The 16,694-nt window shown below is 68.1% G+C and carries 16 protein-coding genes and 1 pseudogene; 10 read left to right on the forward strand and 7 right to left on the reverse strand.

From position 1 onward, the window contains the following. Window positions 1-3: 3 nt before the first annotated feature. Entirely contained in the window at window positions 4-585 is a 582-nt protein-coding gene (locus QE397_RS05755; protein ID WP_222638425.1) for a type II toxin-antitoxin system PemK/MazF family toxin, read from the reverse strand. 280 nt (window positions 586-865) lie between these two features. Between QE397_RS05755 and QE397_RS05760 the strand changes: the two are divergent. From QE397_RS05760 to QE397_RS05775, 4 genes and pseudogenes are all read left to right on the forward strand, one after another. Next, window positions 866-1,066 (forward strand): annotated as a pseudogene (locus QE397_RS05760) (ABC transporter substrate-binding protein); the annotation flags it as partial. A 127-nt stretch (window positions 1,067-1,193) separates the two neighbouring features. Then, on the forward strand, window positions 1,194-1,721 hold the full coding sequence (locus tag QE397_RS05765; RefSeq protein WP_307097372.1) for an ABC transporter substrate-binding protein: 528 nt from the start codon (window positions 1,194-1,196) through the stop codon (window positions 1,719-1,721). A 36-nt stretch (window positions 1,722-1,757) separates the two neighbouring features. Continuing rightward, window positions 1,758-3,644 (forward strand): translation elongation factor 4, encoded by a 1,887-nt coding sequence (lepA, locus tag QE397_RS05770; protein WP_269320095.1) that lies wholly within the window; start codon window positions 1,758-1,760, stop codon window positions 3,642-3,644. Between the two features lie 28 nt (window positions 3,645-3,672). After that, window positions 3,673-4,365 (forward strand): TetR/AcrR family transcriptional regulator, encoded by a 693-nt coding sequence (locus QE397_RS05775; RefSeq protein ID WP_307092277.1) that lies wholly within the window; start codon window positions 3,673-3,675, stop codon window positions 4,363-4,365. Between the two features lie 3 nt (window positions 4,366-4,368). On the opposite strand, the gene QE397_RS05780 is transcribed toward QE397_RS05775, so the two are convergent. After that, window positions 4,369-6,417, reverse strand: coding sequence for a glycoside hydrolase family 15 protein (locus QE397_RS05780; protein WP_027505707.1), 2,049 nt, complete (start codon window positions 6,415-6,417; stop codon window positions 4,369-4,371). A gap of 67 nt (window positions 6,418-6,484) precedes the next feature. Here QE397_RS05780 and QE397_RS05785 point away from each other — a divergent pair, with 67 nt between their 5' ends. The 6 genes from QE397_RS05785 (at window position 6,485) to QE397_RS05805 (ending at window position 10,825) form a co-directional block, all read left to right on the forward strand. After that, window positions 6,485-6,724, forward strand: a complete 240-nt coding sequence (locus QE397_RS05785) for a hypothetical protein (RefSeq protein WP_037185709.1) — start codon at window positions 6,485-6,487, stop codon at window positions 6,722-6,724. Between the two features lie 117 nt (window positions 6,725-6,841). Beyond that, window positions 6,842-6,931, forward strand: coding sequence for an Ms4533A family Cys-rich leader peptide (locus QE397_RS21770; RefSeq protein ID WP_321163718.1), 90 nt, complete (start codon window positions 6,842-6,844; stop codon window positions 6,929-6,931). A gap of 120 nt (window positions 6,932-7,051) precedes the next feature. After that, the gene (locus QE397_RS05790; protein WP_307092278.1) at window positions 7,052-8,077 is read left to right on the forward strand and encodes a sulfate ABC transporter substrate-binding protein; all 1,026 of its coding nucleotides are present in this window, start codon (window positions 7,052-7,054) and stop codon (window positions 8,075-8,077) included. A gap of 2 nt (window positions 8,078-8,079) precedes the next feature. After that, a complete protein-coding gene (gene cysT / locus QE397_RS05795; RefSeq protein ID WP_307092281.1) occupies window positions 8,080-8,982 on the forward strand; it encodes a sulfate ABC transporter permease subunit CysT in 903 nt (300 codons plus the stop codon). After that, window positions 8,979-9,782, forward strand: a complete 804-nt coding sequence (cysW, locus tag QE397_RS05800; RefSeq protein ID WP_027505710.1) for a sulfate ABC transporter permease subunit CysW — start codon at window positions 8,979-8,981, stop codon at window positions 9,780-9,782. Before cysT ends, cysW begins: the two co-directional genes overlap by 4 nt. A 5-nt stretch (window positions 9,783-9,787) precedes the next feature. After that, the gene (locus QE397_RS05805; protein WP_235578974.1) at window positions 9,788-10,825 is read left to right on the forward strand and encodes a sulfate/molybdate ABC transporter ATP-binding protein; all 1,038 of its coding nucleotides are present in this window, start codon (window positions 9,788-9,790) and stop codon (window positions 10,823-10,825) included. Between the two features lies 1 nt (window position 10,826). Here the strand turns inward: QE397_RS05805 and QE397_RS05810 are convergent, their stop codons facing one another. From QE397_RS05810 to QE397_RS05830, 5 genes are all read right to left on the reverse strand, one after another. Continuing rightward, window positions 10,827-11,309, reverse strand: a complete 483-nt coding sequence (locus tag QE397_RS05810) for a hypothetical protein (RefSeq protein ID WP_222630391.1) — start codon at window positions 11,307-11,309, stop codon at window positions 10,827-10,829. A gap of 73 nt (window positions 11,310-11,382) precedes the next feature. Further along, window positions 11,383-13,140 carry a GTP-binding protein gene (locus tag QE397_RS05815; RefSeq protein WP_307092285.1) on the reverse strand — a complete coding sequence of 586 codons (1,758 nt, stop codon included), beginning with the start codon at window positions 13,138-13,140 and terminating at the stop codon, window positions 11,383-11,385. Then, a complete protein-coding gene (cysD, locus tag QE397_RS05820) occupies window positions 13,140-14,066 on the reverse strand; it encodes a sulfate adenylyltransferase subunit CysD (protein ID WP_222630395.1) in 927 nt (308 codons plus the stop codon). Before cysD ends, QE397_RS05815 begins: the two co-directional genes overlap by 1 nt. Next, window positions 14,063-14,794: a phosphoadenylyl-sulfate reductase gene (locus QE397_RS05825; protein WP_307092288.1), complete on the reverse strand. Its 732-nt coding sequence runs from the start codon at window positions 14,792-14,794 to the stop codon at window positions 14,063-14,065. The genes cysD and QE397_RS05825 overlap by 4 nt, the downstream gene beginning before the upstream one ends. A 70-nt stretch (window positions 14,795-14,864) precedes the next feature. Next, window positions 14,865-16,565 carry a nitrite/sulfite reductase gene (locus QE397_RS05830; RefSeq protein ID WP_056445789.1) on the reverse strand — a complete coding sequence of 567 codons (1,701 nt, stop codon included), beginning with the start codon at window positions 16,563-16,565 and terminating at the stop codon, window positions 14,865-14,867. Window positions 16,566-16,694: the final 129 nt, after the last annotated feature.

Here is a 16,694-nt window from a genome sequence, read left to right on the forward strand (position 1 = left end):
AGTTCAGTGCCAGGAGAAGTCGGAGCGCAGGCGCTGTGCCACCAGGTCGAAACGATCACGGGGGAGGACGGCTCCCTCTCGTCGGATCCCGCCCTCGGGAACGTCGAGCACGCGGTCGAGACGGACCCAACTCGGGCGTCCCTGCGCGTCCCACGGCCCGCCGCCGAGGCCGAGCCAGTCGCGGTCGCCGTCGTGCTTGCTCTGACTCGAGAGCATGAGGCCGAGCAGAGTGGAACCGTCGCGGCCGACCACGAGCACCGGTCGATCCTTGCCCTGCGACGGATCCTCCTCGTAGGCCACCCACGTCCACACGACCTCGCCCGGGTCCGCGGCGCCGTCCAGCGCGGGGGAGTACTCGATGCGCCGTGCGCGCATGGCGGTGGGAACCGAGGTCGACGTCACGGGCCGTCCCGACGGTGCTCCGGTCGGTGACGTGTCACCGGCACCGGACGCGCCGATGCGTGAACCCAACGACTGCGTCACCTTGTCGAGGGCGCCGGACCGCTGCAGCTGCCGGAACAGGCGTGGGCCTTCCGCTACTGCGAGTCGTCCCAGTTTCTTGCCGATCGACGCCAGAGTTGCCATGCCGACCAGGCTACCGAGAACCGAGGACGTAGCTCACCACCCGCGAGTGAGGTTCGGCTACCCTAAGTCCGATTTCGGGAGATTCCCGATGTGAAAGAGGGTTGTCGTGAGGCGTGGAAGTGTCGGACGTGTGGGTCGCCGCACGGTGGTGGCCGTTGGACTGAGTGTCCTGGCGCTGGTGTCGGCGTGCTCGTCCGACACCGAGAGCGGATCGACCGAGGGGTCGGTGACCGTGACTCACGCCTACGGCGAGACCGTCGTGCCGGCCGATCCGCAGCGTGTGGTCTCGGTCGGACTGACCGAGCAGGACACCCTGCTGGCTCTCGGCGTCGTTCCCGTCGGTGTCACGGAGTGGTACGGAGAGCAGCCGGACGCGACATGGCCCTGGGCTCACGATCTGCTGGGTGACGCCCGGCCCGAGGTGCTCACCCAGGACGACGGCATCCAGTTCGAGAAGGTCACCGCCCTCGAACCCGACCTCATCATCGGCACCAACGCCGGCATGACGCAGGACGACTACACCCGGTTGAGCGCCATCGCCCCGACCATCGCCCACCAGCGACGTCGATTCCCCCTACTTCGAGCCGTGGGATCAGCAGACCCGCACCATCGGAGCCGCACTCGGCAAGCCCGACGAGGCGGAGGCGCTCGTCGAGAACGTCCGCACCCGGTACCGAGAGGCCGCCGAGGCCCACCCCGAGTTCGCGGGGAAGAAGGCCGTCCTCCTGCAGAACGCGATCTACGACGGCAACGCCATCGCCTATCAGGACGGTCTGAGCACCGACTTCCTCACCTCGCTCGGGTTCGAGATCCCGTCCGAGCTCGACGCCTTCGTCCAGGAGGAGGACGCCCAGGCGTACATCCCGTTGGAGAACCTCTCCGTGCTCGACACCGCCGACGTGCTGCTCTGGGCCACCGAGTCCCCGGAGGACCGCGCGACACTCGAGGCCGACCCGGTGTACTCGTCGTTGCAGGAGGTGCGGGAGAACAGGCTCGTCTTCACCGACGCGATCACGGCCGGCGCCATCTACTTCACCTCGCCGCTGAGCCTGCCGTACCTACTCGACTCGCTCGTACCGGCATTCGAGAGCACCCTCGCGGGTGCCGGAGCGGCCACCACCACGGCCCCCGCCTGACCCCTCCGGCCTGCCCGGGACCCCGGCCGTGGTGACGTGCAGATATTCTGTACGTCACCACGGCCGTCTCGTCAGGAGTACCCCATCACCAATTTTGCGGACACGACGTTCACGGATCCCACCAGGATCCGTAACTTCTGCATCATCGCCCACATCGACCATGGCAAGTCGACGCTGGCCGACCGCATGCTGCAGCTCACCGGTGTCATCGACGACCGGTCGATGCGCGCGCAGTACCTCGATCGCATGGACATCGAGCGTGAGCGCGGCATCACCATCAAGGCGCAGAATGTCCGCCTGCCGTGGAAGGTGGGGGACACCGAGCACGTCCTGCACCTGATCGACACCCCCGGGCACGTCGACTTCACCTACGAGGTGTCGCGTGCACTCGAGGCGTGCGAGGGTGCTGTGCTCCTCGTCGACGCTGCACAGGGCATCGAGGCGCAGACGCTCGCGAACCTCTACCTGGCACTCGAGAAGGATCTGACGATCATTCCGGTGCTGAACAAGATCGACCTGCCCGCGGCCGACCCCGACCGCTACGCCGCGGAGATCGCCCACATCGTCGGCTGCGAGGCGGACGACGTGCTGCGCGTCTCGGGCAAGACCGGCATGGGCGTCGAGGCATTGCTCGACGAGGTGGTCCGTCTGGTGCCGGCGCCCGTCGGCGACGCCGACGGCCCCGCACGCGCCATGATCTTCGACTCCGTCTACGACGCGTACCGCGGCGTGGTGACGTACGTGCGTGTGGTGGACGGCAAGATCCTGCCGCGCGAGAAGGTCACCATGATGTCGACCGGTTCGACGCACGAGCTCGTCGAGGTGGGCATCGTCTCGCCGGACCCCAAGGCGACGAAGGGCCTCGGCGTCGGTGAGGTGGGCTATCTCATCACCGGCGTCAAGGACGTGCGTCAGTCGAAGGTGGGAGACACCGTCACCAGCGCCCGCAACGGCGCGACCGAAGCGCTCACCGGATACCGCGAGCCACGGCCGATGGTCTACTCGGGTCTCTACCCGGTGGACGGGTCCGATTACCCCGATCTGCGCGACGCCCTCGAGAAGTTGCAGCTCAACGACGCCGCCCTCACCTACGAACCGGAGACGTCCGTCGCTCTCGGGTTCGGGTTCCGCTGCGGATTCCTCGGTCTGCTGCACATGGAGATCACCCGCGAGCGCCTCGAGCGCGAGTTCGGGCTCGACCTGATCTCGACCTCGCCCAACGTCGTGTACCGGGTGGAGATGAACGACGGCGCCGAGCACATCGTCACCAACCCGTCGTACTGGCCGGAAGGCAAGGCGCGCGCGGTGTTCGAGCCGATGGTCAAGTGCACCATCATCTCGCCGAGCGAGTTCATCGGGTCCATCATGGAGCTGTGCCAGAGCCGCCGCGGTGAGCTCGGCGGCATGGACTACCTGTCGGAGACCCGCGTCGAGCTGCGCTACACCATCCCGATGGCCGAGATCATCTTCGACTTCTTCGACATCCTCAAGTCGCGCACCCGCGGATACGCGAGCCTCGACTACGAGGAGATCGGCGAGGAGTCGGCCAACCTGGTGAAGGTGGACATCCTGCTGCAGGGCGAGGCCGTCGACGCGTTCTCGGCCATCGTGCACGCCGACGCGGCCGGTGCCTACGGCAACAAGATGACCACCCGACTCAAGGACCTGATCCCGCGCCAGCAGTACGAGATCCCGATCCAGGCGGCGATCGGGTCGAAGATCATCGCGCGCGAGAACATCCGTGCGATCCGCAAGGACGTCCTGGCGAAGTGCTACGGCGGTGACATCAGCCGTAAGCGCAAACTGCTCGAGAAGCAGAAGGCCGGCAAGAAGCGGATGAAGACCATCGGTCGTGTCGACGTGCCACAGGAGGCGTTCGTCGCCGCCCTGTCCACCGACGCGTCCGCGGACAAGAAGAAGTAGGTCCGCGGTCGCTCCCGCGGGGACACCCATGACCAGGACCCCGCAGGCCGGCACCGGGTCCGCCGCCGACGACGATCCGCCGTCGCTTGCCGACGCGGACCTGCTCCGTACTCCGCCGGCGACGCCGCGCGGAGTGCGCACGCGCGCTGCGCTCGTCGCGGCGGCGCGGGTGGTGTTCGAGCGTGCCGGGTACCTCGACGCCCGTCTGGTGGACATCACCGCCGAGGCTCGCTGCTCGTCCGGCACGTTCTACACCTACTTCGCGAGCAAGGAAGAGATCTTCGCGGCGGTGCTCGAGGTGTCGCAGGACGACATGATGCATCCCGGTACCGAACACGTGCCGGACGACGGTGATCCGGTCGCCGTCATCGAGGCGAGCACGCGCGCGTACTTCGAGGCGTACGAACGCAACGCGAAGCTGATGGAACTGCTCGAACAGGTGGCGGCCATCGACATCCGGTTCCGGCGGCTCCGACGCAACCGTGCCGACGCGTTCGTCCGTCGCAACGCGCGCAGCATCGCCGGTCTCCAGCGACGAGGCCTGGCGGACAGCGGCGTGGATCCCGTCGTCGCATCACTTGCGTTGTCGGGCATGATCTCCCGGCTGGCGTTCACCCATTTCGTGGTGGAGCCGTCCCTCGGCGAGCCGCCGACGTGGTCGTCGGATCAGCTGGTGCACGCGGCGACGCGCCTGTGGGTCAACGCCCTCCGACTCGACTGACCGTCAGGAGTGCGGGTGGCCGTGGGCGGGCTGGAACTGCCCGGCCTGCGCTGCCTCCTCCGCCCGGATGACGTGCACCACGGCGTTGATCAGCGCGAGGTGGGTGAACGCCTGCGGGAAGTTGCCCAGGTGCCGGCCCGTCTTCGCGTCGATCTCCTCCGCATAGAGCTTCAGCGGGCTCGCGAACCCGAGCAGCCGTTCGCACAGTCGCTTCGCGCGGTGCAGTTCGCCGATCTCGACCAGTGCGGACACCAACCAGAACGAGCAGATGGTGAAGGTGCCCTCCTCGCCGGAGAGCCCGTCGTCCGTGGTGTCGACGCGGTAGCGCAGTACCAGGCCGTCCTCGGTGAGCTCGTCGGCGATGGCGAGCACCGTCGCCCGGACGCGCTCGTCGTCCGAGGGCAGGAACCGCAGGAGCGGCACCAGCAGTAACGAGGCGTCGAGTGAGTCGTCGCCGTATCGCTGGGTGAAGACTCCGCGCGAGTCGACGCCGTGCTCGAGAACGTCGGCCTTGATCTCGTCGGCGATGCTCGACCATTCCTCGGCGTACGCCTTCTCGCCGTGCAGCACAGCAAGTTTCGCTCCGCGGTCGAGCGCCACCCAGCACATCACCTTGGACGACGTGAAGTGCTGCGGTTCCCCACGTACCTCCCAGATGCCCCGGTCGGGCTCGCGCCAGTGCTCGATCGCTTCCTCCACCTGACGCTTCAGCAAGGGCCACAGCGACTCCGGAACATTCTCCCGCGAGCGCACGTGCAGGTAGACGGAATCGAGCATCGTGCCCCAGATGTCGTGCTGCACCTGGTTGTAGGCACCGTTACCGATGCGCACAGGGACGGCTCCGTCGTACCCGGACAGGTGTCCGAGCTCCTCCTCCTCGAGCGTGCGTTCGCCGCCGATGCCGTACATCACCTGCAGCGGAACGGGTTCGCCGTCCGGGCCCGACGTCACGTCGGAGATGAAGGCGAAGAAGTCGTTGGCCTCGCGATCGAGCCCGAGCGTGTACAGACCCCACAGGGCGAAGGTGGAGTCGCGTACCCAGGCGTACCGGTAGTCCCAGTTCCGCTCTCCGCCCGGCGTCTCCGGCAACGACGTGGTGCTCGCGGCGAGCAACGCGCCGGTCGGTGCGTACGTGAGACCCTTGAGGGTGAGCGCGCTGCGCTGCAGGAACCCGCGCCACGGATGGTCGGGAAAGCGGCCGATGGTGATCCACTGGCGCCAGCACTCCGCCGTCTGCCACATCTTCTCGGCGGACTCCTCGAAGGTGCGGGGAGGATCGAGCGTCGACCACGACAGCGCGACGAAGACGTTGTCGCCCTCCGTCATCCGAGTCCGGGCGCGGGCCTCTCGCCCCTCGAGGCCGATGCGCAGATTGGTGGTCAACTTGAGAGTGGGTTCGGTGCCGTCGCCCGCAGTGGCGGTGGCCGTCGCCTCCTCGTAGACGTTGCCGGTGTACTCCCACACGGCAGGCTTGCGGTGGTAGTCGAACGCGGGCTCACAACTCATCTCGAGCTCGACCGTTCCACTGACACACTTCACGCTGCGGATGAGGCAGTGCTCGGCGTCCCAGTCGGACGGGGCCCGGCGGTGCGTGCGGGAGCGCTCGTCCGTGTTGTGCCACTTGCCCATCACCAGAGCGTCGCGGACCACCAACCATCCGGTCTCGGTCTGCCACGTGGTCTCGACGATCAGACCGCCCGGGAGATAGCGCCGCGCCGCGGGCACGTTCTGACCGTAGGGGCCGATGCGGAACTGCCCTGCGCCGCGATCGAGCACCGCTCCGAAGATGCTGGGGGAGTCCGGTCGCGGAATGCACATCCACTCCACCGCACCGTTGCGAGCGATCAGACACGTGGTCTCGCAGTCCGACAGGAAGGCGTAGTCGTCGATCGGCGGAAACGTCGTGCGATGCGGCAGCCAGGTCTGGGCCGTGCCGGGAACGGTGTCGAGCGCGCCGCCCTCCTCGGCCGGCTCGGCCGCGCCGGGGCCGAAGACGGCTTCCCCCGCGCTGGCGACGCGGGGGACCACGGACTGTTCGTCGAACGGGCTCATCCGCCCATCATGAAGCCGTCCGGCGCCCCAGTCCACCGCGGAGAGCGAGGGACTACTGTCGTGAGGTGTGAACGCAGTGGCCACGTGGTGGGACGGAGTCGAACTCTGGATCGCCGGGTTGCCGTTCGTGCCCCAGGTCGCCGTCGTCCTGCTGGTGGTCGTGCCGGCAGCGGCACTCACCGCGTACGTCGTCGACATCGTGTTGTCTGCGCTCTTCGATGCCAGGCGGCGCTACTTCCGCCGGACGCCCGCCGACCGGGATCCCGCAGCCGTGACCACCGGCAACTCCGACCCCCGAGAGAAGTGACACCGTGCCCCGCTCCCGTGTGACCCTGGCCCTCATCGCGCTGATCGTGCTGGTGATCGTCGCGTGGCTGTTGACTCGGTAGCAGGCTCTCTCCGACTTTCTGCTAAATTCTCGGCTGTGTCCGACGCAGCCCCGCACCCGATCCGCCATGAACTGGCGCTGATCGCTGTCGGCATGCTCGCGGTCGCTGACGTCGACTGTCGCTGACCCCACACGGCGCGCCCTCACCGATTCCGGCGCGTTCCGCTCGTCAGTTCCGTCCATCACCGCTGTTCATGTCCGTGCCGCCGCGCGCTCGCGTGTGCCGCACTCCTCGAGAGGTCCACCGTGTTCCCATCACGTCGTGTCCGCCTGCTGTCCGCCGCCGCCGCCGCCGTCGCGGCCGCCCTCACCCTGACCGCGTGCTCCACCGGGTCCTCCGACACCGTCGGGGAGACCGCCGCGTCCACGTCCGGTCCGTCGCTCACCCTCGTCGGGTACGCCGTGCCCAAGAACGGGTGGGATGCCATCGGCGCCTCGTTCGCCTCCACCGAGAACGGTGACAACGTCACCATCAACGCCGACTACGGCGCCTCGGGCAACCAGTCGCGCAAGGTCGCCGACGGCGCACCGGCCGACATCGTCAACTTCTCGGTCGAGCCCGACGTCACCCGACTGGTGAAGGCCGGCAAGGTCGACGAGGCCTGGAACCAGAACGCCTACGGTGGCGTGCCGTTCGGCTCCGTGGTGTCCATCGTGACGCGACCGGGCAACCCGAAGAACATTCGCACGTGGGAGGACCTGATCCGCCCCGACGTGCAGGTCATCAGCCCCAGCCCGCTCAGCTCCGGCTCTGCGAAGTGGAACTTGTTGGCGCCCTACGCCTCCGTGAGCAACGGCGGCCAGGATCGCCAGGCCGGCCTGGACTACGTCACCGAACTGGTGAAGCACTTCCCGGTGCAGCCCGACTCCGGCCGCTCCGCGTCCGAGGCGTTCCTCCAGGGCCAGGGCGACGTCCTGCTCAGCTACGAGAACGAGGCGCTGTTGCTCGAGGGGCAGGGGCAGCCGGTGGAGCACATCGTTCCGGACCAGACCTTCCGCATCGACAACCCCGTCGCGGTCGTCAACTCCAGTGCGAATCTCGAGCAGGCCAACGCGTTGAACGACTACCTCTACACCGCGGACGGCCAGAAGATCTGGGCCGACAGCGGTTTCCGTCCCGTCGACCCCGCAGTCGCCGCCGACTACACCGACAAGTTCCCGACGCCGCAGAAGCTGTACACCATCGACGATCTCGGTGGCTGGGCTGCGGTGGACAGTGACCTGTTCGGCGAGAACGGTGCCATCAACGCGATCTACAAGGCATCGAGCTGACCATGACGACAGAGGTCGCCGGTCGGCGAAAGTTCCTCCGTCGCCGACCGGCCTCCGGCCTTGCCGCCCGTCGCCGGCCGGCCTCCGGCCTTCCCGCCCGTCGCCGGCCGGCCTCCCATCTTCCCGGGGGATCGCTCACGCTCGGCACCGTCGTCCTGTGGCTCTCGATCATCGTCCTGCTGCCCCTGGCAGCCGTGCTGAGTCGCTCCCTGTCCGACGGACCCGCCGAGTTCTGGGACGCGGTCACCGATCCGCGGGCGCTGGCCACCCTGCGCGTGACGGTGCAGGTCTCGGTGGTGGCGGCGCTGATCAACGTGGTGATGGGCACTGTCATCGCCTGGGTGTTGGTGCGCGACGACTTTCCGGGCAAGTCGGTCGTCAACGCACTGATCGACCTGCCGTTCGCCCTACCCACCATCGTCGCGAGCCTGGTGCTGCTGTCGCTGTACGGACCGATGAGTCCGGTGGGCATCACGGTGAACGCCACCAAGGCCGGTGTCGTGCTCGCCCTCGCCTTCGTCACGCTTCCGTTCGTCGTCCGCGCGGTGCAGCCGGTCCTCATCGAGCTCGACCGGGAAGTGGAGGAAGCGGCCGCCTCGCTCGGTGCGAGCAATCTGGTGATCTTCCGGCGGGTCGTGCTGCCGGTGCTGCTGCCGTCGATCCTCTCGGGTGCCGGACTGGCCTTCTCGCGGGCACTCGGCGAGTTCGGATCGGTCGTCCTCATCGGTGGCAACATTCCCGGCGAGACGCAGATCGCGTCGCAGCTCATCCGCGAGCAGATCGAGACCGATCAGCCCGTCGACGCGGCCGCGATCTCGGTGGTGCTGTTGCTCATCGCCTTCGTGGTGCTGTTCGTGCTGCGCATCTCCGGTAGCCGCCTCGCCCGGCGGGAGGAGCAGAAGTGAAGCTGTCCACCGGAACTCGACTGAGCCTCCGTACGGTCGCGCTGCTCTACCTGGCCGTGCTGGTGGTGTTCCCGCTGGGTGCGATCCTGTACCGCACGTTCGAGAACGGCATCGTCTCGTTCTTCCAGCTCATCACCACACCGGCCGCACAGTCGGCGTTGCAGTTGTCGCTGATCATCGTCGCGATCGTCGTGCCGCTGAACGTGGTGTTCGGCGTCGTCACGGCCCTGGCTCTCGCGCGCGGCAACTTCCGTGGCAAGGGTCTCGTGCAGGCGGTCGTCGATCTCCCGTTCGCCGTGTCCCCGGTCATCGTGGGTGTCGCACTCATCCTGCTGTGGGGTGCCGGCGGCTGGTTCGGCTTCCTCGCCGAGTGGGGCATCACGATCATCTTCGCGCTGCCCGGCATGGTGCTGGCCACCATCTTCGTCACGCTGCCGTTCGTGGTGCGCGAGGTGGAACCGGTGCTGCACGAGATCGGACAGGAACAGGAGGAGGCCGCGGCCACGCTGGGCGCGACGTCGTGGCAGACCTTCTGGCGCATCACGCTTCCCGCCATCCGCTGGGGGCTGACGTACGGCGTCGTCCTGACGGTCGCCCGCGCGCTCGGCGAGTTCGGTGCCGTCATCATCGTCTCCACCAACCTGCCGGGCATCTCGCAGACGCTGACCCTGCTGGTGAACGCCAGGTACGAGGACTTCAACCAACCGGGCGCGTACGCCGCGTCGACACTTCTCATGGTCGTCGCCGTCATCGTGTTGCTGCTGATGACGGTTCTGGACCGCAAGCGAACCAAGGAATGAGCACCGTGACGACGACGACCACGACGACAGAGAAGCGCACGGGCGGCATCGAGATCTCCGTCCGGGGAGCGCGGAAGAACTACGGCGACTTCGCGGCCCTCGACGACGTGTCCCTCGACATCCCGTCCGGATCGTTGACGGCGCTGCTGGGGCCCAGCGGGTCGGGCAAGTCGACACTGTTGCGGTCGATCGCCGGACTCGAGGAGCTGGACTCCGGCGTGGTGGTCATCGCCGGCGACGACGTCACCACCGTCAGTCCGCAGAAGCGCGACATCGGATTCGTCTTCCAGCACTACGCCGCGTTCAAGCACCTCACCGTGCGCAAGAACGTCGCCTTCGGGCTCGAGATCCGCAAGCGGCCCAAGGCCGAGATCGACGAGCGCGTCGATCAGCTGCTCGACATCGTCGGCCTCTCGGGTTTCCAGACGCGCTTCCCGGCGCAACTGTCCGGTGGACAGCGTCAGCGCATGGCCCTGGCCCGCGCGCTCGCCGTGGATCCGCGGGTGCTGCTGCTCGACGAGCCGTTCGGTGCCCTGGACGCCAAGGTGCGGGCCGATCTCCGCACGTGGCTCCGTCGACTGCACGACGAGGTGCACGTCACCACGGTGCTCGTCACGCACGATCAGCAGGAGGCGCTGGACGTCGCCGACCGGATCGCGGTCATGAACAAGGGCCGGATCGAACAGGTGGGCGCCCCTCGCGATCTCTACGACACCCCGGCGAACGATTTCGTCATGTCCTTCCTCGGCGAGGTGTCGCGGCTCAACGGCCAGCTGGTCCGTCCGCACGACATCCGGGTCGGCCGCACACCGGATCTCGCGAACGCGCAGCAGACCGGCACGGCCGAGAACGCGGGGGTGTTGCGGGCGACCGTCGAGCGTGTCGTGCACCTGGGCTTCGAGGTGCGGGTGGAGCTGCGCAACGGCGCCACCAACGAGCTGTTCTTCGCGCAGATCACCCGCGGCGACAACGAGGCGCTGGGGCTGCAGAGCGGGGAGACCGTGTACGTGCGTGCCACGCGCGTGCCGGTGATCCCCGGCTGACTCACGCGCGGTCGACGCACCCCGACCGGACACTCACCGTCGGGCCACGGAACGCCGGATCACCGCATCGCGTGACCATCGCCAGCACGTCGCCGGCGTGGATGTCCGACGGCAGGTCGAGCGCGGGGCACACGCAGCGCCCCGACCGGGTGCAGAGGCAACACGGAACCGGTCGGCACACCGGATGGCGCGAGGCGACGCGGACGGACACCGGGGCGACACCCGAGTCGGCACCGGTCGTGACGACGCGGAGGAGCCCTCGGTACACGTCCACCGACCGGACCCGGGTCACCGTCACCACCGCGGTGTCCGCTCGGACGGCCACGGCGTCGCCGTACTCGTCGCACAGATCGTCGAGGAACGTCTCGGCGCGCCCGTCGCTTCGGACACACAGCCTGCCCCCGTGGGTGTGAATCTCCCCGGGCCACAGCGCACGAGCATCGTCCGGAGACGACAGCGACGGCAGTAGTTCACGCAAGGTCATGACTCGACCCTGGATGCTCCACTGCCGTCGTCGGCGGTTCCTGACGTCGTCTCGACGCGGGGGCGTCTCTTCCTTACGCGTTCGATGCGCGCAGCACGGCTGCCGCGACCTCGGCCGGCGTCGCGGTGTCGTCGGCATCGACGTGATGATCGGTGACCGGGATCCCGGCCGCAGCGATCTCGACTCGCGCGGCAGCGAGATCCTCGCCGTCCGACGACGAGATGGGCACGATCGCGAACACTCCGGCATCGGCGAACAACCGGGCCAACCGGGCGAGTTGCACCGTCGCGGCGCGGGTTCCGGCTGCGGCGTCGATGTCGAGGACTCCGCGGACGTTGTCACCGCCGACGATGTAGGCGGTGCGACCGGAGGCGGTCAGTGCGTCCTCGAGCGCGACGGCGACCGCGGCCTTGTGCGAGGACGGGTGGCCGGTGAGCCAGATCGTCGCACCGTGCTGACCGGTACGGCGGACACGCTCGTCGCGGGTGATCGACGACGGAACCCAGGACGGGGTGTCCGAGCGGTCGAGCACCGCGCGGGACCCCTCGATGATGCCCGCGGCCACGGTGTCGTTCGTGTGCTCGTCCAGCAGGATGAACGCACCGGAGTCGCGGTTGTCCGCGTAGTCGTCGGTCACGATCACCGCACTGGTCCGCAGCGTCACCCGCGCGATGTCGTTGAGCGACAGGTTCTCCGAGCCGGGATGCTCGTCGAGCGTCTCCGGATCGAGTCGCGAGTGGATGCGCTGCACCGTCGCGCGCACCGTGGTGGTGGTGTGCTTGATCGCCAGTCGGTCGCCGACACCGAGAGGTGCCTCCGCCAGCCAGCACACGGTGGCATCGAATTCCCGTGCGAGCGTGGGCAGGTGGGCGTCGGGCTCGCCACTGACCAGGACGTCGCCGCGGGCCACGTCGATGTCGTCGGCCAGTTCGACGGAGACGCTGAGCGGAGCCACGGCGACGTCGCGGGCGTCGTCCAGCGTGTCGAGCGCCGTGACCACACTGCGCGATCCGGACGGCAGCGCGACGATCGAGTCGCCGATCTGCACGGTGCCGGCGGACAGCCGGCCGGTGTACCGACGGCGTTCGCCGTCGGTGGGGCGAGAGACCCACTGCACGGGCAACCGCAGCTCCGTGGCGACCGGTGCGGGAGCGACCAGGTCGATGCTCTCGAGGTGATCGAGCAGAGTGGGGCCCGTGTACCAGGGCATGGTCGAGGACGGCCGAACGACGTTGTCGCCCAGCTTCGCCGCGATCGGGATGACCAGGATCTCCGTGCCGAGGCGGGCACCGAGGTCGGCGAGCTCGCGCTCGACGTCACGGAAGCGGGACTCGTCGAAGTCGATGAGATCCATCTTGTTGACGGTCGCCACCAGGCGGTCGACACCCACGAGCGTCGCGATCCGGGCGTGACGACGCGTCTGCCGCAACACGCCGGCGCGGGCGTCCACGAGCAGGATGGCGACGTTCGCGTTGGAGGCTCCCGTGAACATGTTGCGCGTGTAGCGCTCGTGTCCCGGGGTGTCTGCGAGGACGTAGCTGCGACTCGGCGTGGAGAAGAAGCGGTAGGCGACATCGATGGTGATGCCCTGCTCGCGCTCGGCACGCAGACCGTCCGACAGGGCGGCGAGGTCGGCCACGCCCTCCTCGTCGGTCACGGCGTCGAGGTGATCGAGCGGAAGACTGTCCGTGTCGTGCAGCAGCCGCCCGATGAGGGTGGACTTGCCGTCGTCGACGGAGCCGGCTGTGGCGATGCGCAGCAGCTGACGCGGGGCGGTGGGAGCCGGGGACACCGGAACGTCCGACACCGGAAGCGGATTGGTGATGGTCATCAGAAGTACCCCTCGCGCTTGCGATCTTCCATCGCGGCTGTGGACGTGCGGTCGTCGGCGCGGGTCTCGCCGCGCTCGGACACGGTGGCCGCGGAGATCTCCGTGATCACCCCGGCGATGTCGGTGGCGTGCGAGCGCACGGCGCCGGTGATGGTGAGGTCGCCCACCGTGCGGTAGCGCACCATCTCGACGGCAGCGGTCTCGTGCTCGGTCGGGGAGGTGAACTCCGAGGTGGCGAGCAGGATGCCGTCGCGCTCGAACACCTCGCGCTCGTGGGCGAAGTAGATGGACGGCAGTTCGAGCTGCTCGAGCTCGATGTACCGCCAGATGTCCAGCTCGGTCCAGTTGCTCAGCGGGAACACGCGGACCTGCTCACCGCGCTTGATGCGGCCGTTGTACAGCGACCACGGCTCGGGGCGTTGGGCCCGCGGATCCCACTGGCCGAACTCGTCGCGGAAGCTCAGCACACGCTCCTTGGCGCGCGCACGCTCCTCGTCGCGCCGCGCACCACCGAACGCGGCGTCGAACTTGTTCTCCTCCAACGCGTCCAGCAACGTCCGGGTCTGGAGACGGTTGCGCGAGCCGGAGGACCCGCCGACCTCGCGGACGCGACCGGAGTCGATCGACTCCTGGACGGACGCGACGACGAGGCGATGGCCGCCCTCCTCGAGTCGTCGGTCGCGGAACTCGATGACCTCGGGGAAGTTGTGTCCGGTGTCGACGTGCATCACCGGGAAGGGAACGGGGGAGGGGCGGAACGCCTTCTCCGCCAGGCGCAGCAGGACGATGGAGTCCTTGCCCGCCGAGAACAGCAGTACGGGTCGTTCGAGCTCGGCCACCACCTCGCGGATGATGTGGACGGACTCGGCCTCGAGTGCCCGGAGCTCGTCGACGTGGGTGACGTCCACGCTCGTGGCGGCTGTCATCGGGTTCCTTCCTCGGTCGAGTGCAGTCCGCACTCGGTCTTGGTGCTGCCGGCCCAGCGACCGCTGCGCGGGTCCGCTCCGGGAGCGGGCTTGGCCGTGCACGGTGCGCACCCGATCGACGGGTAGCCCTCGTCGACGAGGGGGTTCACGAGGATGCCGTGCTCGTCGATGTAGGACTGCATCTCGTCGTCGGACCACGCCGCGATCGGGTTGATCTTCACCAGGCCGAACGCCTCGTCGAAGGAGATCAGCGGCGAGTTGGCGCGTGTGGGCGCCTCGACGCGGCGGATGCCGGTGACCCAGGCGCTGTAGTTCGCCAGCTCACGCTTCAGCGGCACGACCTTGCGCAGTGCGCAGCAGCGTGCGGGATCGCGGGCGAAGAGATCCTTGCCCTCGAGCCTGTCCTGCTCGGCCACCGACACGGTGGTCTTCGCGTCGATGACGTTGACCCCGTAGACCGACTCGACGGCGTCACGAGTACCGATGGTCTCGGCGAAGTGGTAGCCGGTCTCCAGGAAGAGCACGTCGACACCCGGATGCACCTGCGCGGCCAGATGGACCAGCGCGCTGTCCTGCATGTTCGACGCGACGATGTAGTCGTCGCCGAAGGTGTCCTCGGTCCAGCGCATGAGCTCGTCCGCCGAGGCGCCGTCCATCTCCCGCGCACCCCGCTCGGCGATGGCGCGGAGCTCGGACTCGGTCAGGTGGCGATGGGTGGCGACGCTCATGAGACAACCTTTCGCGGGCGGACGGTCCAGGAGACAACGCGAGGGCGGGACACGCGATTCCCGTGCTCGCTCACTGCAGATCCGCGTCGTCGGCGCGTACGGCCCACTGCGCGAACCGCTCGCCCTCGTCGCGCTGCTTCACGAAGTTGCGGACGACCCGGTCGATGTAGTCGCCCAGCTCGGCGCTGGTGACCTTGTGCTGGCGCAACTTCCGGCCGAAGGCACTGTCGAAGCCGAGGCTTCCACCGAGATGGACCTGGAAGCCCTCCACCTGTCCGCCGTCACCGTCGTCCACCAGCTGGCCCTTGAACCCGATGTCGGCGACCTGCGAACGAGCGCACGAGTTGGGGCAGCCGTTGATGTTCACGGTGATGGGGACGTCGAGCTGCGCGTTGACGTCGGCCAGCCGCTGCTCGAGTTCGGGGACGAGCACCTGCGAACGCTTGCGGGTCTCGGCGAAGGACAGCTTGCAGAACTCGATGCCGCTGCACGCCATCAGGTTCTTGCGCCAGATGGACGGCCGCGCCGGCAGACCCAGCGCGTCCATCTCGGCGATGAAGTCCTCGAGCTTCTCGTCGGAGATGTCCAGGACGATGAGCTTCTGGTACGGGGTGAAGCGGATTCGATCCGACCCTGCCCGCGCGGCCGCGTCGGCGACCTTCGTCAGGATGGTGCCGGAGACACGGCCAGCGATGGGGGCGAGTCCGACGGCGTTGAGGCCGTTCTTCAGCTTCTGGACCCCGACGTGGTCGACGGGCCGGGTCGGCTTCTCGGGGGCGGGGCCGTCGAGCAGCGGCCGCTTCAGGTACTCGGTCTCGAGCACTTCCCGGAACTTCTCCACGCCCCAGTCCTTGACCAGGAACTTCAGCCGCGCCTTGTTGCGCAGACGCCGGTACCCGTAGTCACGGAAGATCGAGACGACGCCTTCCCACACGTCGGCGACCTCGTGCAGCGGCACCCAGACCCCGAGCCGCTGCGCGAGCATGGGATTGGTGGACAGACCGCCGCCGACCCAGACGTCGAGGCCGGGACCGTGCTCGGGATGGTTCACCCCGATGAAGGCGATGTCGTTGACCTCGTGGACCACGTCCTGCTGGCCGGATATCGCGGTCTTGAACTTGCGGGGGAGGTTCGAGTACTCCGGCCGGCCGATGTAGCGCTCGACGATCTCGTCGATGGCGGGCGTGGGATCGAGGACCTCGTCGAGCGACTCGCCGGCGAGCGGGGAACCCAGCACGACGCGCGGGCAGTCGCCGCACGCCTCGGTGGTCTTCAGACCGACAGACTCGATGCGCCGCCAGATCTCGGGGACGTTCTCCACCTCGATCCAGTGGTACTGCACGTTCTCCCGGTCGGACAGATCGGCGGTGTCGCGGCCGAACTCCTGCGAGATCTCACCCAGAGTGCGCAACTGCAACGCGCTGAGTGCGCCGGCATCGCAGCGGATGCGCATCATGAAGTACTTCGCTTCGAGCAGGTCGATGTTCTCGTCGCCCGTGAAGGTGCCGTCGTAGCCCTGCTCGCGCTGGGTGTAGAGCCCCCACCAGCGGAAGCGTCCGCGCAGATCGGCCTTGTCGATGCTGTCGAAACCCTGCTTGGAGTAGATGTTCTCGATCCGCGCGCGGACGTTGAGTGGGTTGTCGTCCTTCTTGCTCTGTTCGTTCGCGTTGAGCGGTTCCCGGTAGCCGAGTGCCCACTGGCCCTCGGACCTCCGCTTGGCGGGACGGGTCGACCGTGCGCGCGGCGCAGCGGTGTCGGGGGTGTTCGTCATGGGCGCTCCAAGGTCGGGCGCCGAACAGGAAGGGGTGTCTCGGAGGGCTGGTCCGCACACCTCGTCCCTGACCGGCCGGGGGGTGTGCGGGCTGGCGGGAGGGTCAGACGAGCGGCCTCAGACAGCTGC

The organism is Rhodococcus sp. SORGH_AS_0301 (assembly GCF_030818285.1).
Taxonomy (GTDB): domain Bacteria; phylum Actinomycetota; class Actinomycetes; order Mycobacteriales; family Mycobacteriaceae; genus Rhodococcoides.